We start from the raw sequence: 17,065 nt of genomic DNA on the forward strand, positions 1-17,065 counted from the left end.
TGACGGTGGCGCGGCCGATGGTGGCGCTGACGGTGGTGCGGCTGACGGCGGTGCCGACGGTGGCGCGGCTGACGGCGGTGCGGCCGATGGTGGCGCTGACGGTGGCGCGGCCGACGGTGGTGCCGACGCCGGTAACGGCGGCAACGGCAACGGCGGCAACGGCAACGGTGGCAACGGCTCGAACGGCAACGGCAACGGGTCGAACGGCAACGGGAACGGTGGCAACGACTCCGGTTCCACCACCACGACCGGTGGCTCGACCGACGGCGGTTCCTCCGCCGACGGCGGTGCCGGCAACTGCACCGTCGACCTCGACGGCGTCGAGTGCGTGGAGACCGGCTCGACCGGCTCCAACGGCTCGACCGGCTCCAACAACAACACCGACACCCAGCAGGCCGGCTCCCAGCCGGTCCAGCAGGGCGAGGCCAAGGAGGAGCTCGCCGAGACCGGTGCGGCCGAGACCTCGTTCCTGATCATCGGTGCCGCCACCATGATCGCCGGCGGCATCGGCTTCCGCTTCCTGCCGCGCCTCGTGGCCGGACGCGGCGCCGCCGCCTGAACGCGGTAAGCGCCCGGTAGGACGCAGAAGGGCCGGGGAGGCTTTCCTCCCCGGCCCTTCGTCGTGCCGCGTCTCCGGCTCGTGTACGGATCAGACCGTGCGGACCGCCGCCAGCAGTGCCAGCGTCGCCACCAGGGCGATCACCAGCGTCAGTACCATCGCGGGGGACAGTCCCTGCGGCTCCAGGCGCTGTCGGCTGGCCCGGCAGACGGGACAGCGACCCTCGGCGACCGGGGCCGCGCAGCTGGCGCACACCAGTCGGTCGTAGGTCATACGCTCTCCTCCTCCCGCACGGGGCTCACACCAGGACAACGCCCGGCACGATCCGGACGTTCCCCCTACCACTGTGCCAGCTCCGTGAGGTTCCGGCGCGCCCCGGCCGCGAACGGCTCCGGACCGCCCCCGAGGGCCAAAAAGGATAAAGCACGCAAGCCCGGACCGCGACTGCGCGGGGCTTCCCGGTTCGCGTAAGGTCACGCACACCTACTCCCGGCCGACCGTGGTGCATTCGTGATCCGATTCGACAACGTCTCCAAGTCCTATCCGAAGCAGAACCGCCCCGCGCTCCGGGATGTATCCCTGGAGATCGAGAAGGGGGAGTTCATCTTCCTCGTCGGTTCCTCCGGCTCCGGAAAGTCGACTTTCCTCCGGCTGATCCTGCGGGAGGAGCGCGCCAGCCAAGGGCAGGTGCACGTCCTCGGCAAGGACCTCGCCCGGCTGTCCAACTGGAAGGTGCCGCACATGCGGCGCCAGCTCGGCACCGTCTTCCAGGACTTCCGCCTGCTGCCGAACAAGACGGTCGCGCAGAACGTCGCCTTCGCCCAGGAGGTCATCGGCAAGCCGCGCGGCGAGATCCGCAAGGCCGTGCCGCAGGTGCTCGACCTGGTCGGCCTCGGCGGCAAGGAGGACCGTATGCCGGGCGAGCTGTCCGGTGGTGAACAGCAGCGCGTGGCGATCGCCCGCGCGTTCGTCAACCGTCCGATGCTGCTGATCGCCGACGAGCCCACCGGCAACCTCGACCCGCAGACCTCCGTCGGCATCATGAAGCTGCTCGACCGCATCAACAGGACAGGGACCACCGTCGTCATGGCGACCCACGACCAGAACATCGTCGACCAGATGCGCAAGCGCGTCATCGAGCTGGAGAAGGGCCGCCTCGTCCGCGACCAGGCGCGCGGCGTCTACGGCTACCAGCACTGACGGCGGGGGAACCAGAACACCATGCGCGCTCAGTTCGTGCTCTCCGAGATCGGCGTCGGTCTCCGGCGTAACCTGACGATGACCTTCGCGGTCATCGTCTCCGTGGCCCTGTCGCTGGCCCTCTTCGGCGGTGCCCTGCTCATGCGCGAGCAGGTCTCCACGATGAAGGACTACTGGTACGACAAGGTCAACGTCTCCATCTTCCTCTGCAACAAGACGGACGCCTCGACCTCGCCCAAGTGCGCCAAGGGTGCCGTCACCAAGCAGCAGCGCGAGCAGATCCAGGCCGATCTGAAGAAGATGGACATCGTGGAGAACGTCATCCACGAGAAGGCCGAGGAGGCCTTCGCGCACTACAAGGAGCAGTACGGCGACACCGCCATCGCCTCCGTCATCACCCCGGACCAGATGCAGGAGTCGCTCCGGGTGAAGCTGAAGGACCCGGAGAAGTACAAGGTGGTCGCCACCGCCTTCGCGGGCCGGGACGGCGTCGAGTCCGTCCAGGACCAGCGCTCCATCCTGGAGACGCTGTTCAACATGATGCGCAGCGTCAACTACGCGGCCGTCGCGCTGATGCTGCTGATGCTGGTGATCGCGCTGATGCTGATCATCAACACGGTCCGCGTCTCGGCCTTCAGCCGCCGCCGCGAGACCGGCATCATGCGGCTGGTCGGCGCCTCCAGCTTCTACATCCAGATGCCGTTCATCATGGAGGCCGCCTTCTCGGGCCTCATCGGCGGCGCCTTCGCCTGTGTGCTGCTCGTGGCCGGCCGGTACTTCCTCGTCGACCACGGCCTCAACCTCGCCGAGCAGATGCCGCTGGTGAACTTCATCGGCTGGGACGTGGTCCTCGCCCAGCTGCCGCTGGTGATCGTCATCGGCCTGATGATGCCGTCCGTGGCCGCGTTCATCGCGCTGCGCAAGTACCTGAAGGTGTGAGAAGAGACCTCCGACGGCGGGCGGCGTCCTGGGGCCAAAGCCTCGGTGGCGCCGCCGCCTTGTCCTAGAGTGGGCGCCATGCCGGCCGGCTCCGCGCCTCTCTGTCTCCGGCCCCGCGGCGTCGTCCGCGGGGCCGTTCTCACGTTGGTCTTCGCCGGGGTCCTGGCCACCGGCGCCGCGACCGGCGCGCTGCCCCGGGAGGACGGTGCCGGGCGGGAGCCCCGTACCGGCGCCGGGGACCGGGCGGTCTTCGACCGGGCGGCCCTGCACCGCGTCGCCGCCGATGCCGTCGCCGACGGCAAGTCGGGCAAGCAGGCCGCCGAGGAGTTCGTGAGCCGCAGCGGCGACCGCTGGGGCGCGGTCTACGACCGGCGGGAGTACGCCGAGTTCGAGCGGTCCCTCGACGGCGCCTACACCGGCGTCGGCCTCTCCGCGGCCGCCGCGTCCCCGGAGGGCGGCGTCGAGGTCACCCGGGTGCGGTCCGGCGGTCCGGCCGAGCGGGCCGGGGTGCGCGTCGGGGACCGGCTGCTCGCGGTCGACGGGCGGGCCACCGACGCCCGGTCCGTCTCCGAGGCCGTCTCCCTCCTGCGCGGCGACGGGGTCCCCGGCTCCACCGTCTCCCTCCGGGTCCGGCGGGGCGGCATGACCTGGACCCAGACCCTGCGCCGGGAACGGCTCGCGACCGACCCCGTCACCGTCAGCCGCCCCGACGAGCGGACCGTCGTCATCAGGATCGCCGCCTTCACCCGCGGCGTCGGCGCCCGGGTCCGGGAGGCGGTCCGCACCGCCCCGGCCGGCGCGGGCGTCCTGCTCGACCTGCGGGGCAACTCCGGCGGCCTGGTCGACGAGGCGGCCTCCGCCGCCTCCGCCTTCCTCGACGGCGGCCTGGTCGCCACCTACGACGTCGAGGGCGAGCAGCGGGCCCTGTACGCGGAGCGGGGCGGAGACACCGGCCGGCCGCTGGTCGCCCTGGTCGACGCCGGCACCATGAGCGCGGCCGAGCTGCTCACCGGCGCGCTCCAGGACCGGGGCCGGGCGGTCACCGTCGGTTCCCGGACCTTCGGCAAGGGCTCGGTGCAGATGCCGAGCACCCTCCCGGACGGTTCGGTCGCCGAACTGACCGTCGGGCACTACCGCACCCCCGCCGGGCACGAGGTCGACGGGCGCGGCATCGCCCCCGACCTGCCGGCCGCCGAGGGGGCGGAGGAGCGGGCCCGCACGGTATTGAGTGGCCTCGGAGGGGGCTCGTAGTGCGAAAATGACCGCACTATGGCTAAGGGACTCGTCAACGTGCAGGGAAAGCCTGCCAAGAAGGCCCAGGACAAGGGGCCGGAGCGCAAGCTCATCGCGCAGAACAAGAAGGCGCGCCACGACTACCTCATCCTCGACACGTACGAGGCGGGCGTGGCGCTCATGGGCACGGAGGTGAAGTCGCTCCGGATGGGGCGGGCCTCGCTCGTGGACGGCTTCGTCCAGATCGAGGGGAACGAGGCGTGGCTGTACAACATCCACGTCCCCGAGTACATGCAGGGCAGCTGGACCAACCACTCGGCGAAGCGGAAGCGGAAGCTGCTGCTCCACCGGGCGGAGATCGACAAGCTGGAGCAGAAGGCGTCCGAGACCGGTCACACGATCGTGCCGCTGGCGCTGTACTTCCTGGGCGGCCGGGTGAAGTGCGAGATCGCGCTCGCCAAGGGCAAGAAGGAGTTCGACAAGCGGCAGACCCTGCGGGAGAAGCAGGACACCCGCGAGACGGCGCGGGCGGTCGCGGCGGCGAAGCGACGCCAACGCTCCCAGGAGCGTTAATCCGCTGGCAACCGTGGCCGTGGGTCACGTACGATGGGCCACGCACCCCACAGAGGGTGCGCGGATTGAAAAATCAACATGGGGATGATCGGTTTCGACAGCGGATGTCGAAGCAGGGGAAGCGTGTCGAGGAAGCGGCAATGATCTCGTAAACCACGCGCCGAAACCTATAATCGCCAACACCAAGCGCGATTCCTTCGCCCTCGCTGCCTAAGTAGCGACTTGCGAAGTGTCAGCCCGGGGCTGTTCCCGACCCGGATCCTGGCATCATGAAGGGGACTAAACCTTGATCCCGGTCACGGGGTGAAGAGGGAAATCAAACAGTGACTGAGCCCGTTCCGGACTTGTCTGGGTGATCCGGAGGGCTGAGAAACTCGTACCAGACTGCACACGGAGAAGCCCTGGTTCCGCACCGTTGGACGCGGGTTCGATTCCCGCCATCTCCACTCATCCCATGTGGGCAGAGGCCCGGTGGTCGCGCGAGCGACCGCCGGGCCTCTGTCATTCCCCGGAGCCCTCACCCGCGAGCGCGGCGGCCGACGCCGGTCGCCGCGCACAGGGCCAGGGCCAGGGCCGCCGCCGTCACCGGCAGGACGAAGCCGAGGGCGGGCGACGGGGCGTGGTCGGCCGTCCAGCCGGCCGTGGCGGAGCCGGCGGCGATGCCGCCCAGCAGGGCGGTCACGGCCAGGGTCATGCCCTCGTTCAGCTGGGACGGCGGGGTCAGCCGCTGGACCAGGGCCATGCCCGTGACCATCGTCGGGGCCGTCGCCATGCCCGCCACCAGGAGGCCGGCGGCCAGCGCGAGGAGCGAACCCGTCCCCGACACCAGCAGCGGGGCCGCCATGAGCAGCGTCATCGCCGCCAGACAGGTGCGCAGGGCCGCCGTGCGGCGGGCCCGGCCGTAGAGGAGGCCGGCCGCGCAGGAGCCGGCCGCCTGGAGGGCCAGCACCGGGCCCGCCAGCGGGCCGTCCACGAACGCCAGGGTGGTCACCTCCATCGAGCCGAAGATCGCGCCCGTGGCCAGGAAGACCGCGAGCAGCGGCACCATCCCGGGCGCCCGCAGCGGCGAGCCCGCGGCGGTGCGCGGGGCCACCGGCGGCTCGGTCGCGCGCTGGGCCGCGAAGAGCAGGACGCCCGTCAGGAAGAGGACGGTGGCGGCCAGCGCGCCCGCCTCCGGGAAGAGCGCCGAGCAGAGGACCGCCGCCAGCACCGGGCCGAGCATGAAGCACAGCTCGTCGGCGGCCTGCTCGAAGGCGTTCGCCGTGTGCAGGGCGGCCGCGTCGCCGCGCAGCAGGTGCGCCCACCGGGCCCGGGACATGCCGCCCGTGTTCGGCGTGGTGGCGGCCGGGGCGATCGCGCAGAACAGGGTCCACGCGGGCGCGTGGACGTGCGCGCAGAGCAGCAGCGCCAGGTGGCCCAGGGCGGCCACGGCCGCGGCCGGGACGGCGATCCGGGCCTGCCCGTGCCGGTCGACCAGCCGGGCCACCCACGGCGCCGTCACCGCGCTCGCCACCAGCCCGGTCGCCGTGACCGAACCCGCCAGGGCGTAGGAGTCGTACGCCGCCGAGATCATGATCACCTCGCTGACCCCGAACATCCCCGCCGGCAGCCGCGCGATCAGGTTCCCGGCGGTGAAGGCGCGCGTGCCGGGCACGGCGAAGAGCCGCAGGTACGGATTGCGGGGGAGCGGGCGCGCGGAGACGTCCGGCGCGGGGCGGGGGGCCCGGGCGGAGGCGGGGGAGGGGTGCGGGGGCTGGGTGGTGTCCGGGTGGGGCATGGCACCAGGCTCGGGGCGGGGCGGCGGGGCCGTCCAACACCTGTGCGGTCGCCATTCACGCACCCGTGTTGTTGAATGCGGCGGTGCCCACTCCGTACGACATCGAGCCCCGGCTGCTGCGCGCCTTCACCGCCGTCGCCGAGGAGCTCCACTTCACCCGCGCCGCCGGCCGGCTCTTCGTCGCCCAGCAGGCGCTCAGCCGGGACGTCCGGCGGCTGGAGCGCGAGGTCGGCGCCCAGCTCTTCGTACGGACCACCCGGCAGGTCGCCCTCACCCCGGACGGCGAGCGGCTCCTGCCGTACGCCCGCCGGGTCCTCGACGCCCACGACGCGCTCCGCGACGCCTTCCGCCCCGAGCTGCGGCCCCTCCTCGTCGACCTGAACACGCCCGGCCTCGTCCAGGACCGGGTCCTGCGCCGCGCCCGCGAGCTCGTCCCCGAGCAGGAGCTGATGGCCCGCTTCGAGTCCGGGCTCACCGGAGCCGCGCGGGAGATCCTGGCCGGCCGGCTCGACGTCTCCTTCGGGCGGTACGGCGGACTCGCGCCCGCGCTGCGGGCCCGGCTCGACGCGCTCCTCGTGCGGTACGAGCCGATGGCGGTGATCCTGCCCGAGGACCACCCGCTCGCCGGACTGCCCGAGGTGCCGCTCGGCCGGCTCGCCGGCGAACGCCTCTACGCGGGCGCGGGGAACGACCGCACCCCGGAGTGGACCGACCTCGCCGTCCGGCTCTTCGCCGGCCGCGGCATCCACCTCTCGCCGCCCGCGCCGCTCGCCGTCGGCAAGGAGGAGTTCCAGCGGATCATGGCCAAGCACCGGCACCCGGTCCTCGCCGTCGTCGGCTTCCCGCCCATGCCCGGCTGCGTCCTGCGGCCCCTGGTCGACCCCGTCCCGCTCTCGCCCGTCAGCCTGGTGTGGCGCAGGGGCCTGCGCCATCCCGGCCTCGACGCCCTGCGCGCGGCCGCCGCCGAACTCGGCGGGCGCGAGGGCTGGCTGGACCGCCCGCCCGGCTCCTGGCTGCCGGACGACGAGCCGGGGGTGCCGCCGTCCGTCCCGCTCACACGGTCCGGTGCGTCCGGGTGAGAGCAAGGTTCCGCCGCCGTCACCTCACGGCACTGTCCTGAAACGCGCCCTCCCTAGCGTCGGATGCACCAGGATCCGAGACCGGATCCGACACCGTGGAGGTGCGAGATGGGCGGGCGCTGGATCGACGTCTGGGAGCCGGAGGACGAGACCTTCTGGCGGGAGAAGGGCGAGCGGATCGCCCGGCGCAACCTCGCCTTCTCCGTCCTCTCCGAGCACATCGGCTTCTCCATCTGGAGCCTGTGGTCCGTGATGGTCCTCTTCATGGGACCCCAGTACGGCGTCGACCCCGCCGGCAAGTTCTTCCTCATCGCGACCGCGACCTTCGTCGGCGCGCTGATCCGCATCCCGTACACCTTCGTCGTCGCCCGCTTCGGCGGGCGCAACTGGACGGTCTTCAGCGCCCTGCTGCTGCTCCTGCCGACCGGCGTCGCCTACGCGGTGATGGAACCCGGCACGTCCTACTCGACCTTCGTCCTGGTGGCCGCCCTCACCGGTGTCGGCGGCGGCAACTTCGCCTCCTCCATGACCAACATCAACGCCTTCTTCCCGCTCCGGAAGAAGGGCTGGGCGCTCGGCCTCAACGCCGGCGGCGGCAACATCGGCGTCCCCGTCGTCCAGCTCGTCGGCCTCCTCGTCATCGGCACCGCCGGCGCGATGCACCCGAGGATCGTCCTCGGCGTCTACCTGCCGCTGATCGTCCTCGCCGCCGTCTGCTCGGCGCTCTTCATGGACAACCTCACGCCCGTCAGGAACGACACCGGCGCCTTCCGCGAAGCCGTCCGGGCCCGCCACACCTGGATCATGGCCTTCCTGTACATCGGCACCTTCGGCTCCTTCATCGGCTACAGCTTCGCCTTCGGCCTGGTCCTCCAGACGCAGTTCGGCCGCACCCCGCTCCAGGCCGCCTCGCTCACCTTCATCGGCCCCCTCCTCGGCTCCCTCATCCGGCCCTTCGGCGGCTCCCTCGCCGACAAGCACGGCGGCGCCCACATCACCCTCGCGACCTTCGCCGCCATGTCCGCGGCCACCGGCGTCGTCATCTGGGCCTCGGTCATCGAGTCCCTCACCGTCTTCCTCGTCGGCTTCATCGCCCTCTTCGTCCTCAGCGGCCTGGGCAACGGCTCCACCTTCAAGATGATCCCGGCGATCTTCCTCGCCCAGGGCTACGGCAAGGGCCTGGCCGGCGAGCCCGCCGAGGCGTACGGGCGGCGGCTCTCCGGGGCCTCCATGGGCCTCATCGGGGCCGTCGGCGGCCTCGGCGGCCTCGGCATCAACCTCGCCTTCCGGCAGTCCTTCCAGACCGTCGGCAGCGGCACCGGCGCCTTCGTCGCCTTCCTCGTCTTCTACGCCGCCTGCATGGCCGTCACCTGGGCGGTATACCTTCGCCGGCCGCCCGTCGTCCCCGACACGGCCGAGACCGCCGAGGAGCCGGAGAACCGGCCCGGATACGCGAAGGTGTGAGCGGGCGTGCCGGGCGCGTACCGTAACGGCCAGGAAATACGCGTGAACCCCGACCGTCACGCGTCCGCGCCACCCTCGATGACCATGGACCAGCACGAACACGGACCCCTGGCCGGCTTCACCGTCGGCGTCACCGCGGCCCGGCGCGCGGACGAACTCATCGCCCTGCTGCGCCGGCGCGGCGCGGCCGTCGTGCACGGCCCCGCGCTGCGGATCGTCCCCCTCGCCGACGACACCGAACTCCTGGCCGCCACCAAGGAGATCATCGGCAGCACGCCGGACGTCGTCGTCGCCACCACCGCGATCGGCTTCCGCGGCTGGATCGAGGCGGCCGAGGGCTGGGGGCACGGCCCCGAGCTCCTGGACGCGCTCCGCGGGGTCGAACTCCTCGCCCGCGGGCCCAAGGTCAAGGGCGCCGTCCGGGCGGCCGGGCTCACCGAGTCCTGGTCGCCGTCCTCCGAGTCCATGGCCGAGGTCCTCGACCGGCTCCTCGCCGAGGGCGTCGACGGGCGGCGGATCGCCCTCCAGCTCCACGGCGAACCGCTCCCCGGCTTCGTCGAGGCGCTCACCGCCGCGGGGGCGACGGTGCTGGGCGTGCCCGTCTACCGATGGATGCCGCCCGAGGACCTGGGGCCGCTCGACCGGCTGGTCGACGCGATCCTGTCCGGCGCCGTCGACGCCGTCGCCTTCACCAGCGCGCCGGCGGCGGCCTCGCTCTTCGCCCGCGCGGGCGAGCGGGGGGTGCGGGACCGGGTCGTCGAGGCGCTCCGGCACGAGGTGCTCGCGGTGTGCGTGGGGCCCGTGACGGCACTGCCGCTCCAGGCCGAGGGCATCCCGACCCACCAGCCCGAACGGTTCCGGCTCGGGCCGCTCGTGCAGCTGCTGTGCACCGAACTCCCCGCCCGGTCCCTGGCCCTGCCCGTCGCCGGCCACCGCGTCGAGATCCGCGGACACGCGGTGCTCGTCGACGGCGAGCTGCGGCCCGTGCCGCCGGCCGGCATGGCCCTCCTCGGCCTCCTGGCCCGGAAGCCGGGGTGGGTGGTCTCGCGGGCCGACCTGCTGCGGGCGCTGCCCGGGGCCGGGCGGGACGAGCACGCGGTGGAGACGGCGATGGCCCGGCTGCGGGCCTCGCTCGGCGCCCCCAAGCTCATCCAGACGGTCGTCAAGCGCGGCTACCGCCTCTCCCTGGACCCGCTCGCCGACGAACCCCGGACCCCGTGAACCGGCGGGTACCGTACGGACCATGGACGACGGGGTGGGCATCAGGGAGGCGCGCGACACGGACGCGGGGGCGCTCGCGCAGGCACTGGCGCGGAACCGGGCGTACATGCGCCCCTGGGAACCGGACCGGGCCGAGCGGTACTACACGGCCGAGGCGCAGGCGGAGCGGCTGGCGGACGGCGGCCGGCGGTGGTTCGCCGTCGACGGGGAGCGGATCGTCGGGGCCGCGATCCTCTCGGGCATCGTGCTCGGGCCGTTCCGCAGCGCCAGCCTCGGTTACTGGGTGGATCCCGAATACGGCGGACGGGGCCTCGCCACCGCCCTCACCGAGGAGGTGATCCGGGCCTCCCGCGACACGCTCGGGCTCCACCGGATCGAGGCGTGCACCCTCCTCGACAACCGCACCTCCCAACGCGTGCTCGCCAAATGCGGCTTCGAGCGGATCGGGACGGCCCCGCGCTACCTCCACATCGCGGGGGAGTGGCGCGACCACCACCTCTTCCAGCGGATCCTGCACGATCAGGCGCCGCCCCTCGCCTGACACGGCAGCCACCGGTGGCGTACCTTTGACGGCTGCCCAGTGCACGTCAGAAGGGGGCCTTAGTGGCCGCGCAGGAAGCCGTCGACACGGTCAGAGACCGTGAGATCGGCATCGAGCAGGAACATCTGGACCAGGTCTACCGCCGCCTGGAGGAGAAGATCCACGAGGCGGAGTTCCTGATGAACGACGCCGCCCAGAAGGGGCACGTCGGCACGCCCGGCGCCCTCGCCGAGCGCGACGCCCAGGTCTTCCGCGCCGGAGTCCACCTCAACCGGCTCAACAACGAGTTCGAGGACTTCCTGTTCGGGCGGATCGACCTCCTGGAGGGCAAGGACGGGGTCAGGGGCCCCGACGGCGCCTACACGTCCGTGGAGCCCGCCGACGACGCCGTCCGGGCCGACAACACCGCCGACATCGGCGAGACCCTGCACATCGGCCGCATCGGCGTCCTGGACGCCGACTACTCCCCGCTCGTCATCGACTGGCGCGCGCCGGCCGCCGCGCCCTTCTACCGCTCCACCCCCGTCGAACCCGGCCGGGTCGTGCGCCGCCGCGTCATCCGCTCCAAGGGCCGGCGCGTCCTCGGCGTCGAGGACGACCTGATGCGCCCCGAGCTGAAGGCCGCCCTGGACGGCGCCGAGCTGCCCGTCATCGGCGACGGCGCCCTGATGGCCGCCCTCGGGCAGGCCCGCGGTCACTCGATGCGCGACATCGTCTCGTCCATCCAGGCCGAGCAGGACCTCGTCATCCGCGCCCCCGCCGCCTCGGTCACCTACGTCGAGGGCGGGCCGGGCACGGGCAAGACCGCCGTGGCGCTGCACCGGGCCGCCTACCTGCTCTACCAGGACCGCAGGCGGTACGCCGGCGGCATCCTCATCGTCTCGCCGACCCCGCTGCTCGTCTCGTACACCGAGGGCGTGCTGCCGTCCCTCGGCGAGGAGGGGCAGGTCGCCATCCGGGCGCTCGGCGACCTCGCCGAGGACGCCGCCGGGGGCGTGGCCGACACCTACGACGAGCCCGCCGTCTCCCGGATCAAGGGCTCCTCCCGCATGCTCGCCGTGCTCCGCAAGGCCGCCCGGGGCGCCCTCGACCAGCCCGACACCCCGCGGCTGCTCCGGGTCGTCGCCTTCGGCCGCCGCCTGGAGCTGGAGGAGAACGAGCTGCGGCGGATCCGGCAGAACGTGCTGTCCGGCACCGCCCCCGTCAACCTGCTGCGGCCCCGCGCCCGCCGACTGCTCCTCGACGCCCTCTACGCCCGGTCGGGCGCCGCGGGCCGGCACAGCGACCCGGAGCTCGCCGCCGAGCTGCGCTCCTCCTTCGACGAGGACGTGTCCACCGAGGACTCCTTCCTCGGCTTCCTCGACGCCTGGTGGCCGGAGCTGGCCCCGCGCCGGGTCCTGGACGCCATGGGCGACGAGAAGCGGCTCGGCCGCTGGGCCCGCCGGATCCTCAACCCCGGCGAGGTCCGCCGGGTCGCCCGCTCGCTGCGCCGCCCGGGCCTCTCCGTCCACGACGTCGCCCTCCTCGACGAGCTGCACACCCTGCTCGGCGCCCCCGCCCGGCCGAAGCGGAAGCGGGAGTACGACCCGCTGGACCAGCTGACCGGCCTGGAGGAGCTGATGCCGGTCCGCGAGGAGACCCAGCGGGAGCGGGCCGAGCGGCTCGCGGCCGAGCGCACCGAGTACGCCCACGTGATCGTCGACGAGGCGCAGGACCTGACGCCCATGCAGTGGCGGATGGTCGGCCGGCGCGGCCGGCACGCCACCTGGACGATCGTCGGCGACCCGGCCCAGTCCTCCTGGTCCGACCCGGACGAGGCCGCCGCCTCCCGTGACGAGGCGCTGGGCTCGCGGCCGCGCCGCCGCTTCGAGCTGACCGTGAACTACCGCAACCCGGCCGAGATCGCCGAGCTGGCGGCCAAGGTCCTGGCCCTCGCCATGCCCGGCAAGGAGTCCCCGAGGGCGGTCCGCTCGACCGGGGTCGAGCCGCGGTTCGTCGCCGTGGCCGGGGGCGACCTGGCCGGGACCGTGCGGGCCGAGGCCGAGCGGCTGCTCGCCGGGGTCGAGGGCACGGTCGGCGTGGTCGTCGCCATGGACCGGCGCGCGGAGGCCGCCCGCTGGCTCGACGGCCTGGGCGACCGGGTGGTGGCGCTCGGCTCGCTGGAGGCGAAGGGACTGGAGTACGACGCCACCCTGGTCGTCTCCCCGGCCGAGATCGCCGACGAGTCCCCGGCCGGGCTGCGGGTGCTGTACGTGGCCCTCACCCGTTCGACGCAGGCGCTGACCGTGCTCGCGGGGGAGCGGGACCTGCCGGACGCGGCGGGGGTGCCGGACCTCCTGCGGGACTGAGGCGGGAGGGACGACCCTGGCGCGCGGTGGCGATTTCAGGTCAACACGCGCCGGGGGAATCACCTTCGGGGAGGGTTTGTTAGCCTGGTCGTGACACCGGCTCGATCCAAGCCCCCGGGCCCAACCTTCGTCCCTCAGAGGGACCACTTGCCGCGAGGCGAGCATGGCGGGTCGGTGTCACTTAGACGTACATACGAAGTTGAGGCCCCGGTCGTCTTCCGATGACCGGGGCCTCTTCTGTTGTTCGCGTGACTCTCGTATGGTGGAAACTACTTTCCGAAAACAAAATGACCGCATTACCTGCTACCGGCAGGTAGGTGCGACCATCGGAGGGCGCCGCCAGGCAACCAGCCGGGGCGGCGTAGCAACGAAGCTAGGGAAAGCAGAGGAACCCGGCCATGGCAACGGCGCCCAGCGTCTCGTACTCGATGACGGTCCGGCTGGAGGTGCCCGCGAGCGGCACCGCGGTCTCGCAGCTCACCGCGGCGGTCGAGTCCCACGGAGGTTCCGTCACCGGCCTCGACGTCACCGCGTCGGGCCACGAGAAGCTCCGGATCGACGTCACCGTCGCCGCGACGTCCACCGCGCACGCCGACGAGATCGTCGAGCGGCTGCGGGACATCGAGGGCGTCGTCCTCGGCAAGGTCTCGGACCGTACGTTCCTGATGCACCTCGGCGGCAAGATCGAGATGGCGTCCAAGCACCCCATCCGGAACCGTGACGACCTCTCGATGATCTACACCCCGGGCGTGGCCCGGGTGTGCATGGCGATCGCCGAGAACCCCGAGGACGCCCGCCGCCTCACCATCAAGCGCAACTCGGTCGCGGTCGTCACCGACGGCTCCGCCGTCCTCGGCCTCGGCAACATCGGCCCCAAGGCCGCCCTGCCGGTCATGGAGGGCAAGGCCGCCCTCTTCAAGCGCTTCGCGGGCATCGACGCCTGGCCGATCTGCCTGGACACCCAGGACACCGACGCGATCGTCGAGATCGTGAAGGCGATCGCCCCGGGCTTCGCGGGCATCAACCTGGAGGACATCTCCGCGCCCCGCTGCTTCGAGATCGAGGCGCGGCTGCGCGAGGCCCTGGACATCCCGGTCTTCCACGACGACCAGCACGGCACCGCCATCGTCGTGCTCGCCGCCCTCACCAACGCCCTCCGGGTCGTCGGCAAGGGCATCGGGGACGTCAAGGTCGTCATGTCCGGCGCCGGCGCGGCCGGTACGGCGATCCTCAAGCTGCTGCTCGCCGCCGGCGTGAAGCACGCGGTCGTCGCCGACATCCACGGCGTCGTGCACGCCGGCCGCGAGGACCTGGTGGAGGCCCCGGCCGACTCGCCGCTGCGCTGGATCGCGGACAACACCAACCCGGAGGGCGTCACCGGCACCCTCAAGCAGGCGGTCGTCGGCTCCGACGTCTTCATCGGCGTGTCGGCCCCGAACCTGCTGGGCGCGGAGGACGTGGCCGCGATGGCCGAGGACTCCATCGTGTTCGCGCTCGCGAACCCCGACCCGGAGGTCGACCCGGCCGCCGCCCGGCAGACCGCCGCCGTGGTCGCCACCGGCCGCTCGGACTTCCCCAACCAGATCAACAACGTCCTGGTCTTCCCCGGCGTCTTCCGCGGTCTGCTCGACGCGCAGTCCCGCACGGTGAACACCGAGATGATGCTCGCGGCCGCCAGCGCCCTCGCGGACGTCGTCACCGAGGACGAGCTGAACCCGAACTACATCATCCCGTCGGTCTTCAACGACAAGGTCGCGGGCGCCGTCGCCGGCGCCGTCCGGACCGCGGCGAAGGCCGCGGGCGCGGGCGCCTGACCCCTCCCGCGGGGCCTTCGGCGTCCCCCGGTGGACGGTAACCGAGCGTGTCGCGATTCGCGGAGCCGTAAACCCGCCTTTAGGGTGGCTTTTCGGCTCCGCACCGTTTGCGGGGAGTCGACGCTACGTCACCACCAGGGGGATCCGGCGCTTTTCGTGTGACCCCAGAGGGTGCCGGATTGGCGTTCCCGCCGCTGGTGGGGGCAGGATGCTCCCCCGAGGACTTCGTCCAGGGGGGAACCCCCAGGGCGCGAGGGATCCACGAGAGGCAGACCCCGGTTCCGGGGACTGTCCGAGGCCCCTGGCAGCATCGGCTTCGATCTCACGCCTCACAGGCAAGAAGAACACGGGAGTAACAACATGAACCGCAGTGAGCTGGTGGCCGCGCTGGCCGACCGCGCCGAGGTGACCCGCAAGGACGCCGACGCCGTGCTGGCCGCCCTCGCCGAGACCGTCGGTGAGGTCGTCGCCAAGGGCGACGAGAAGGTCACCATCCCCGGCTTCCTGACCTTCGAGCGCACCCACCGTGCCGCTCGCACCGCTCGTAACCCGCAGACCGGCGACCCGATCAACATCCCGGCCGGCTACAGCGTGAAGGTCTCCGCGGGCTCGAAGCTCAAGGAAGCCGCCAAGGGCAAGTAAGCGGCCTGTAGGCGCACGAAAGGGCGGCCACCCCCTCCGGGGTGGCCGCCCTTCCGTACGTCCGGGAGAGGGCCCCGCAGGGCCCTCCACGCGGGAACCGCTAGACGAGCGCGCCGCCCGGCAGCTCGACCTTGGCGCCCAGCTCCACGAGCTTGTCCATGAAGTTCTCGTAGCCGCGGTTGATCAGCTCGATGCCGTGGACCCGGCTGGTGCCCTGGGCGGCGAGGGCCGCGATCAGGTACGAGAAGCCGCCGCGCAGGTCGGGGATGACCAGGTCGGCGCCCTGGAGGCGGGTGGGGCCGCTGACGACCGCCGAGTGGAGGAAGTTCCGCTGGCCGAAGCGGCAGTCGGAGCCGCCCAGGCACTCGCGGTACAGCTGGATGTGGGCGCCCATCTGGTTCAGCGCCGAGGTGAAGCCGAGCCGGGACTCGTACACCGTCTCGTGGACGATGGAGAGGCCGGACGCCTGCGTCAGGGCGACGACCAGCGGCTGCTGCCAGTCGGTCTGGAAGCCGGGGTGGACGTCGGTCTCCAGGTGGATCGCGTTCAGCGAGCCGCCCGGGTGCCAGAAGCGGATGCCCTCGTCGTCGATCTCGAAGGCGCCGCCGACCTTCCGGTACGTGTTGAGGAAGGTCATCATCGAGCGCTGCTGGGCGCCGCGCACGTAGATGTTGCCCTCGGTGGCCAGCGCCGCGGACGCCCAGGAGGCCGCCTCCAGGCGGTCCGGGAGGGCCCGGTGGGTGTAGCCGTCGAGCCGGTCGACACCGGTGATCCGGATGGTCCGGTCGGTGTCCATCGAGATGATGGCGCCCATCTTCTGCAGGACGCAGATGAGGTCCTCGATCTCGGGCTCCACCGCCGCGTTCGACAGCTCGGTGACGCCCTCGGCGAGCACCGCGGTGAGCAGCACCTGCTCGGTCGAGCCGACCGAGGGGTACGGGAGGCGGATCTTGCAGCCGCGAAGCCGCTGCGGGGCCTCCAGGTACTGGCCGTCGGCGCGCTTCTCGATGGTCGCGCCGAACTGGCGAAGCACGTCGAAGTGGAAGTCGATCGGCCGGCCGCCGATGTCGCAGCCGCCGAGGCCGGGGATGAAGGCGTGCCCCAGACGGTGCAGCAGCGGGCCGCAGAAGAGGATCGGGATGCGCGAGGAGCCGGCGTGGGCGTCGATGTCGGCGACGTTGGCGGACTCGACGTGCGTCGGGTCGAGCACCAGCTCGCCGGGCTCGTCCCCGGGACGGACCGTCACGCCGTGCAGCTGGAGCAGCCCGCGGACGACGCGCACGTCGCGGATGTCCGGCACGTTGCGCAGTCGACTCGGACCACTGCCGAGCAGGGCGGCGACCATCGCCTTGGGCACGAGGTTCTTCGCGCCGCGGACGCGGATCTCGCCCTCGAGCGGGGTGCCGCCATGGACGAGCAGTACATCTTGGCTGTCTGTGCCGGTCATGAATCTCGCGTTCCGGAGTCGTCGGTCGGGTGGCCAGAGAAAAGGGTAAGGGGCCATTGGACCCCGACAGGGCCGGTCGGGGTGCCTGTCAGATGTAATGAATTCGGCACAACACCCTCCGTTTCCATGATCTTGCGGACTGTCACCGTCCGGTTGTCCCCGGCGGGCGGTCCGGCGCCTTCCGTCCCGCCCCTCCCGACCTGCGAGGCTCGTTCACTTTCCGCCGGA

The 17,065-nt window shown here is 72.1% G+C and carries 15 protein-coding genes and 1 other RNA gene; 13 read left to right on the forward strand and 3 right to left on the reverse strand.

Going from position 1 to position 17,065, the window contains the following annotated elements; translation table 11 throughout:
- Positions 1–559: LPXTG cell wall anchor domain-containing protein (locus IE321_RS41825; RefSeq protein ID WP_229916322.1), on the forward strand; the 559-nt coding region annotated here is incomplete at its 5' end.
- Positions 560–649: 90 nt separating this feature from the next.
- On the opposite strand, the gene IE321_RS06330 is transcribed toward IE321_RS41825, so the two are convergent.
- Positions 650–832, reverse strand: coding sequence for a hypothetical protein (locus tag IE321_RS06330; RefSeq protein ID WP_043227494.1), 183 nt, complete (start codon positions 830–832; stop codon positions 650–652).
- Between the two features lie 237 nt (positions 833–1,069).
- Here IE321_RS06330 and ftsE point away from each other — a divergent pair, with 237 nt between their 5' ends.
- The 5 genes from ftsE to ssrA all read left to right on the forward strand — a co-directional run bounded on the left by ftsE (position 1,070) and on the right by ssrA (position 4,953).
- Positions 1,070–1,759: a cell division ATP-binding protein FtsE gene (gene ftsE, locus IE321_RS06335; protein WP_043227495.1), complete on the forward strand. Its 690-nt coding sequence runs from the start codon at positions 1,070–1,072 to the stop codon at positions 1,757–1,759.
- A 21-nt stretch (positions 1,760–1,780) separates the two neighbouring features.
- The gene (gene ftsX, locus IE321_RS06340; RefSeq protein WP_043227496.1) at positions 1,781–2,698 is read left to right on the forward strand and encodes a permease-like cell division protein FtsX; all 918 of its coding nucleotides are present in this window, start codon (positions 1,781–1,783) and stop codon (positions 2,696–2,698) included.
- A gap of 78 nt (positions 2,699–2,776) precedes the next feature.
- Positions 2,777–3,949 (forward strand): S41 family peptidase, encoded by a 1,173-nt coding sequence (locus IE321_RS06345; protein ID WP_190222075.1) that lies wholly within the window; start codon positions 2,777–2,779, stop codon positions 3,947–3,949.
- An 18-nt stretch (positions 3,950–3,967) separates the two neighbouring features.
- Positions 3,968–4,504: an SsrA-binding protein SmpB gene (gene smpB, locus IE321_RS06350; RefSeq protein ID WP_051842485.1), complete on the forward strand. Its 537-nt coding sequence runs from the start codon at positions 3,968–3,970 to the stop codon at positions 4,502–4,504.
- A gap of 80 nt (positions 4,505–4,584) precedes the next feature.
- Positions 4,585–4,953, forward strand: a transfer-messenger RNA (tmRNA) gene (ssrA, locus tag IE321_RS06355).
- A gap of 68 nt (positions 4,954–5,021) precedes the next feature.
- Here ssrA and IE321_RS06360 read toward each other — a convergent pair.
- Positions 5,022–6,281 carry an MFS transporter gene (locus tag IE321_RS06360; RefSeq protein WP_226651602.1) on the reverse strand — a complete coding sequence of 420 codons (1,260 nt, stop codon included), beginning with the start codon at positions 6,279–6,281 and terminating at the stop codon, positions 5,022–5,024.
- An 83-nt stretch (positions 6,282–6,364) separates the two neighbouring features.
- On the opposite strand from IE321_RS06360, the gene IE321_RS06365 reads away from it, so the two are divergent.
- The 7 genes from IE321_RS06365 to IE321_RS06395 all read left to right on the forward strand — a co-directional run bounded on the left by IE321_RS06365 (position 6,365) and on the right by IE321_RS06395 (position 15,390).
- Entirely contained in the window at positions 6,365–7,360 is a 996-nt protein-coding gene (locus tag IE321_RS06365) for a LysR family transcriptional regulator (protein WP_190222076.1), read from the forward strand.
- Between the two features lie 108 nt (positions 7,361–7,468).
- The gene (locus tag IE321_RS06370) at positions 7,469–8,824 is read left to right on the forward strand and encodes a nitrate/nitrite transporter (protein ID WP_043227499.1); all 1,356 of its coding nucleotides are present in this window, start codon (positions 7,469–7,471) and stop codon (positions 8,822–8,824) included.
- An 84-nt stretch (positions 8,825–8,908) separates the two neighbouring features.
- Positions 8,909–10,045, forward strand: a complete 1,137-nt coding sequence (locus tag IE321_RS06375; protein WP_079022272.1) for a uroporphyrinogen-III synthase — start codon at positions 8,909–8,911, stop codon at positions 10,043–10,045.
- 22 nt (positions 10,046–10,067) lie between these two features.
- Entirely contained in the window at positions 10,068–10,586 is a 519-nt protein-coding gene (locus IE321_RS06380) for a GNAT family N-acetyltransferase (RefSeq protein WP_190222077.1), read from the forward strand.
- A gap of 62 nt (positions 10,587–10,648) precedes the next feature.
- Entirely contained in the window at positions 10,649–12,934 is a 2,286-nt protein-coding gene (locus tag IE321_RS06385) for a HelD family protein (protein WP_043227501.1), read from the forward strand.
- A gap of 398 nt (positions 12,935–13,332) precedes the next feature.
- Positions 13,333–14,748: an NAD-dependent malic enzyme gene (locus IE321_RS06390; RefSeq protein ID WP_190222078.1), complete on the forward strand. Its 1,416-nt coding sequence runs from the start codon at positions 13,333–13,335 to the stop codon at positions 14,746–14,748.
- Between the two features lie 360 nt (positions 14,749–15,108).
- Positions 15,109–15,390, forward strand: coding sequence for an HU family DNA-binding protein (locus IE321_RS06395; RefSeq protein WP_017237029.1), 282 nt, complete (start codon positions 15,109–15,111; stop codon positions 15,388–15,390).
- 100 nt (positions 15,391–15,490) lie between these two features.
- Here the strand turns inward: IE321_RS06395 and murA are convergent, their stop codons facing one another.
- A complete protein-coding gene (gene murA / locus IE321_RS06400) occupies positions 15,491–16,837 on the reverse strand; it encodes a UDP-N-acetylglucosamine 1-carboxyvinyltransferase (protein ID WP_043227503.1) in 1,347 nt (448 codons plus the stop codon).
- Between the last annotated feature and the right edge of the window lie 228 nt (positions 16,838–17,065).

Source organism: Streptomyces hydrogenans (assembly GCF_014656075.1).
In the GTDB taxonomy this organism is placed as follows: Bacteria; Actinomycetota; Actinomycetes; order Streptomycetales; family Streptomycetaceae; genus Streptomyces; species Streptomyces hydrogenans.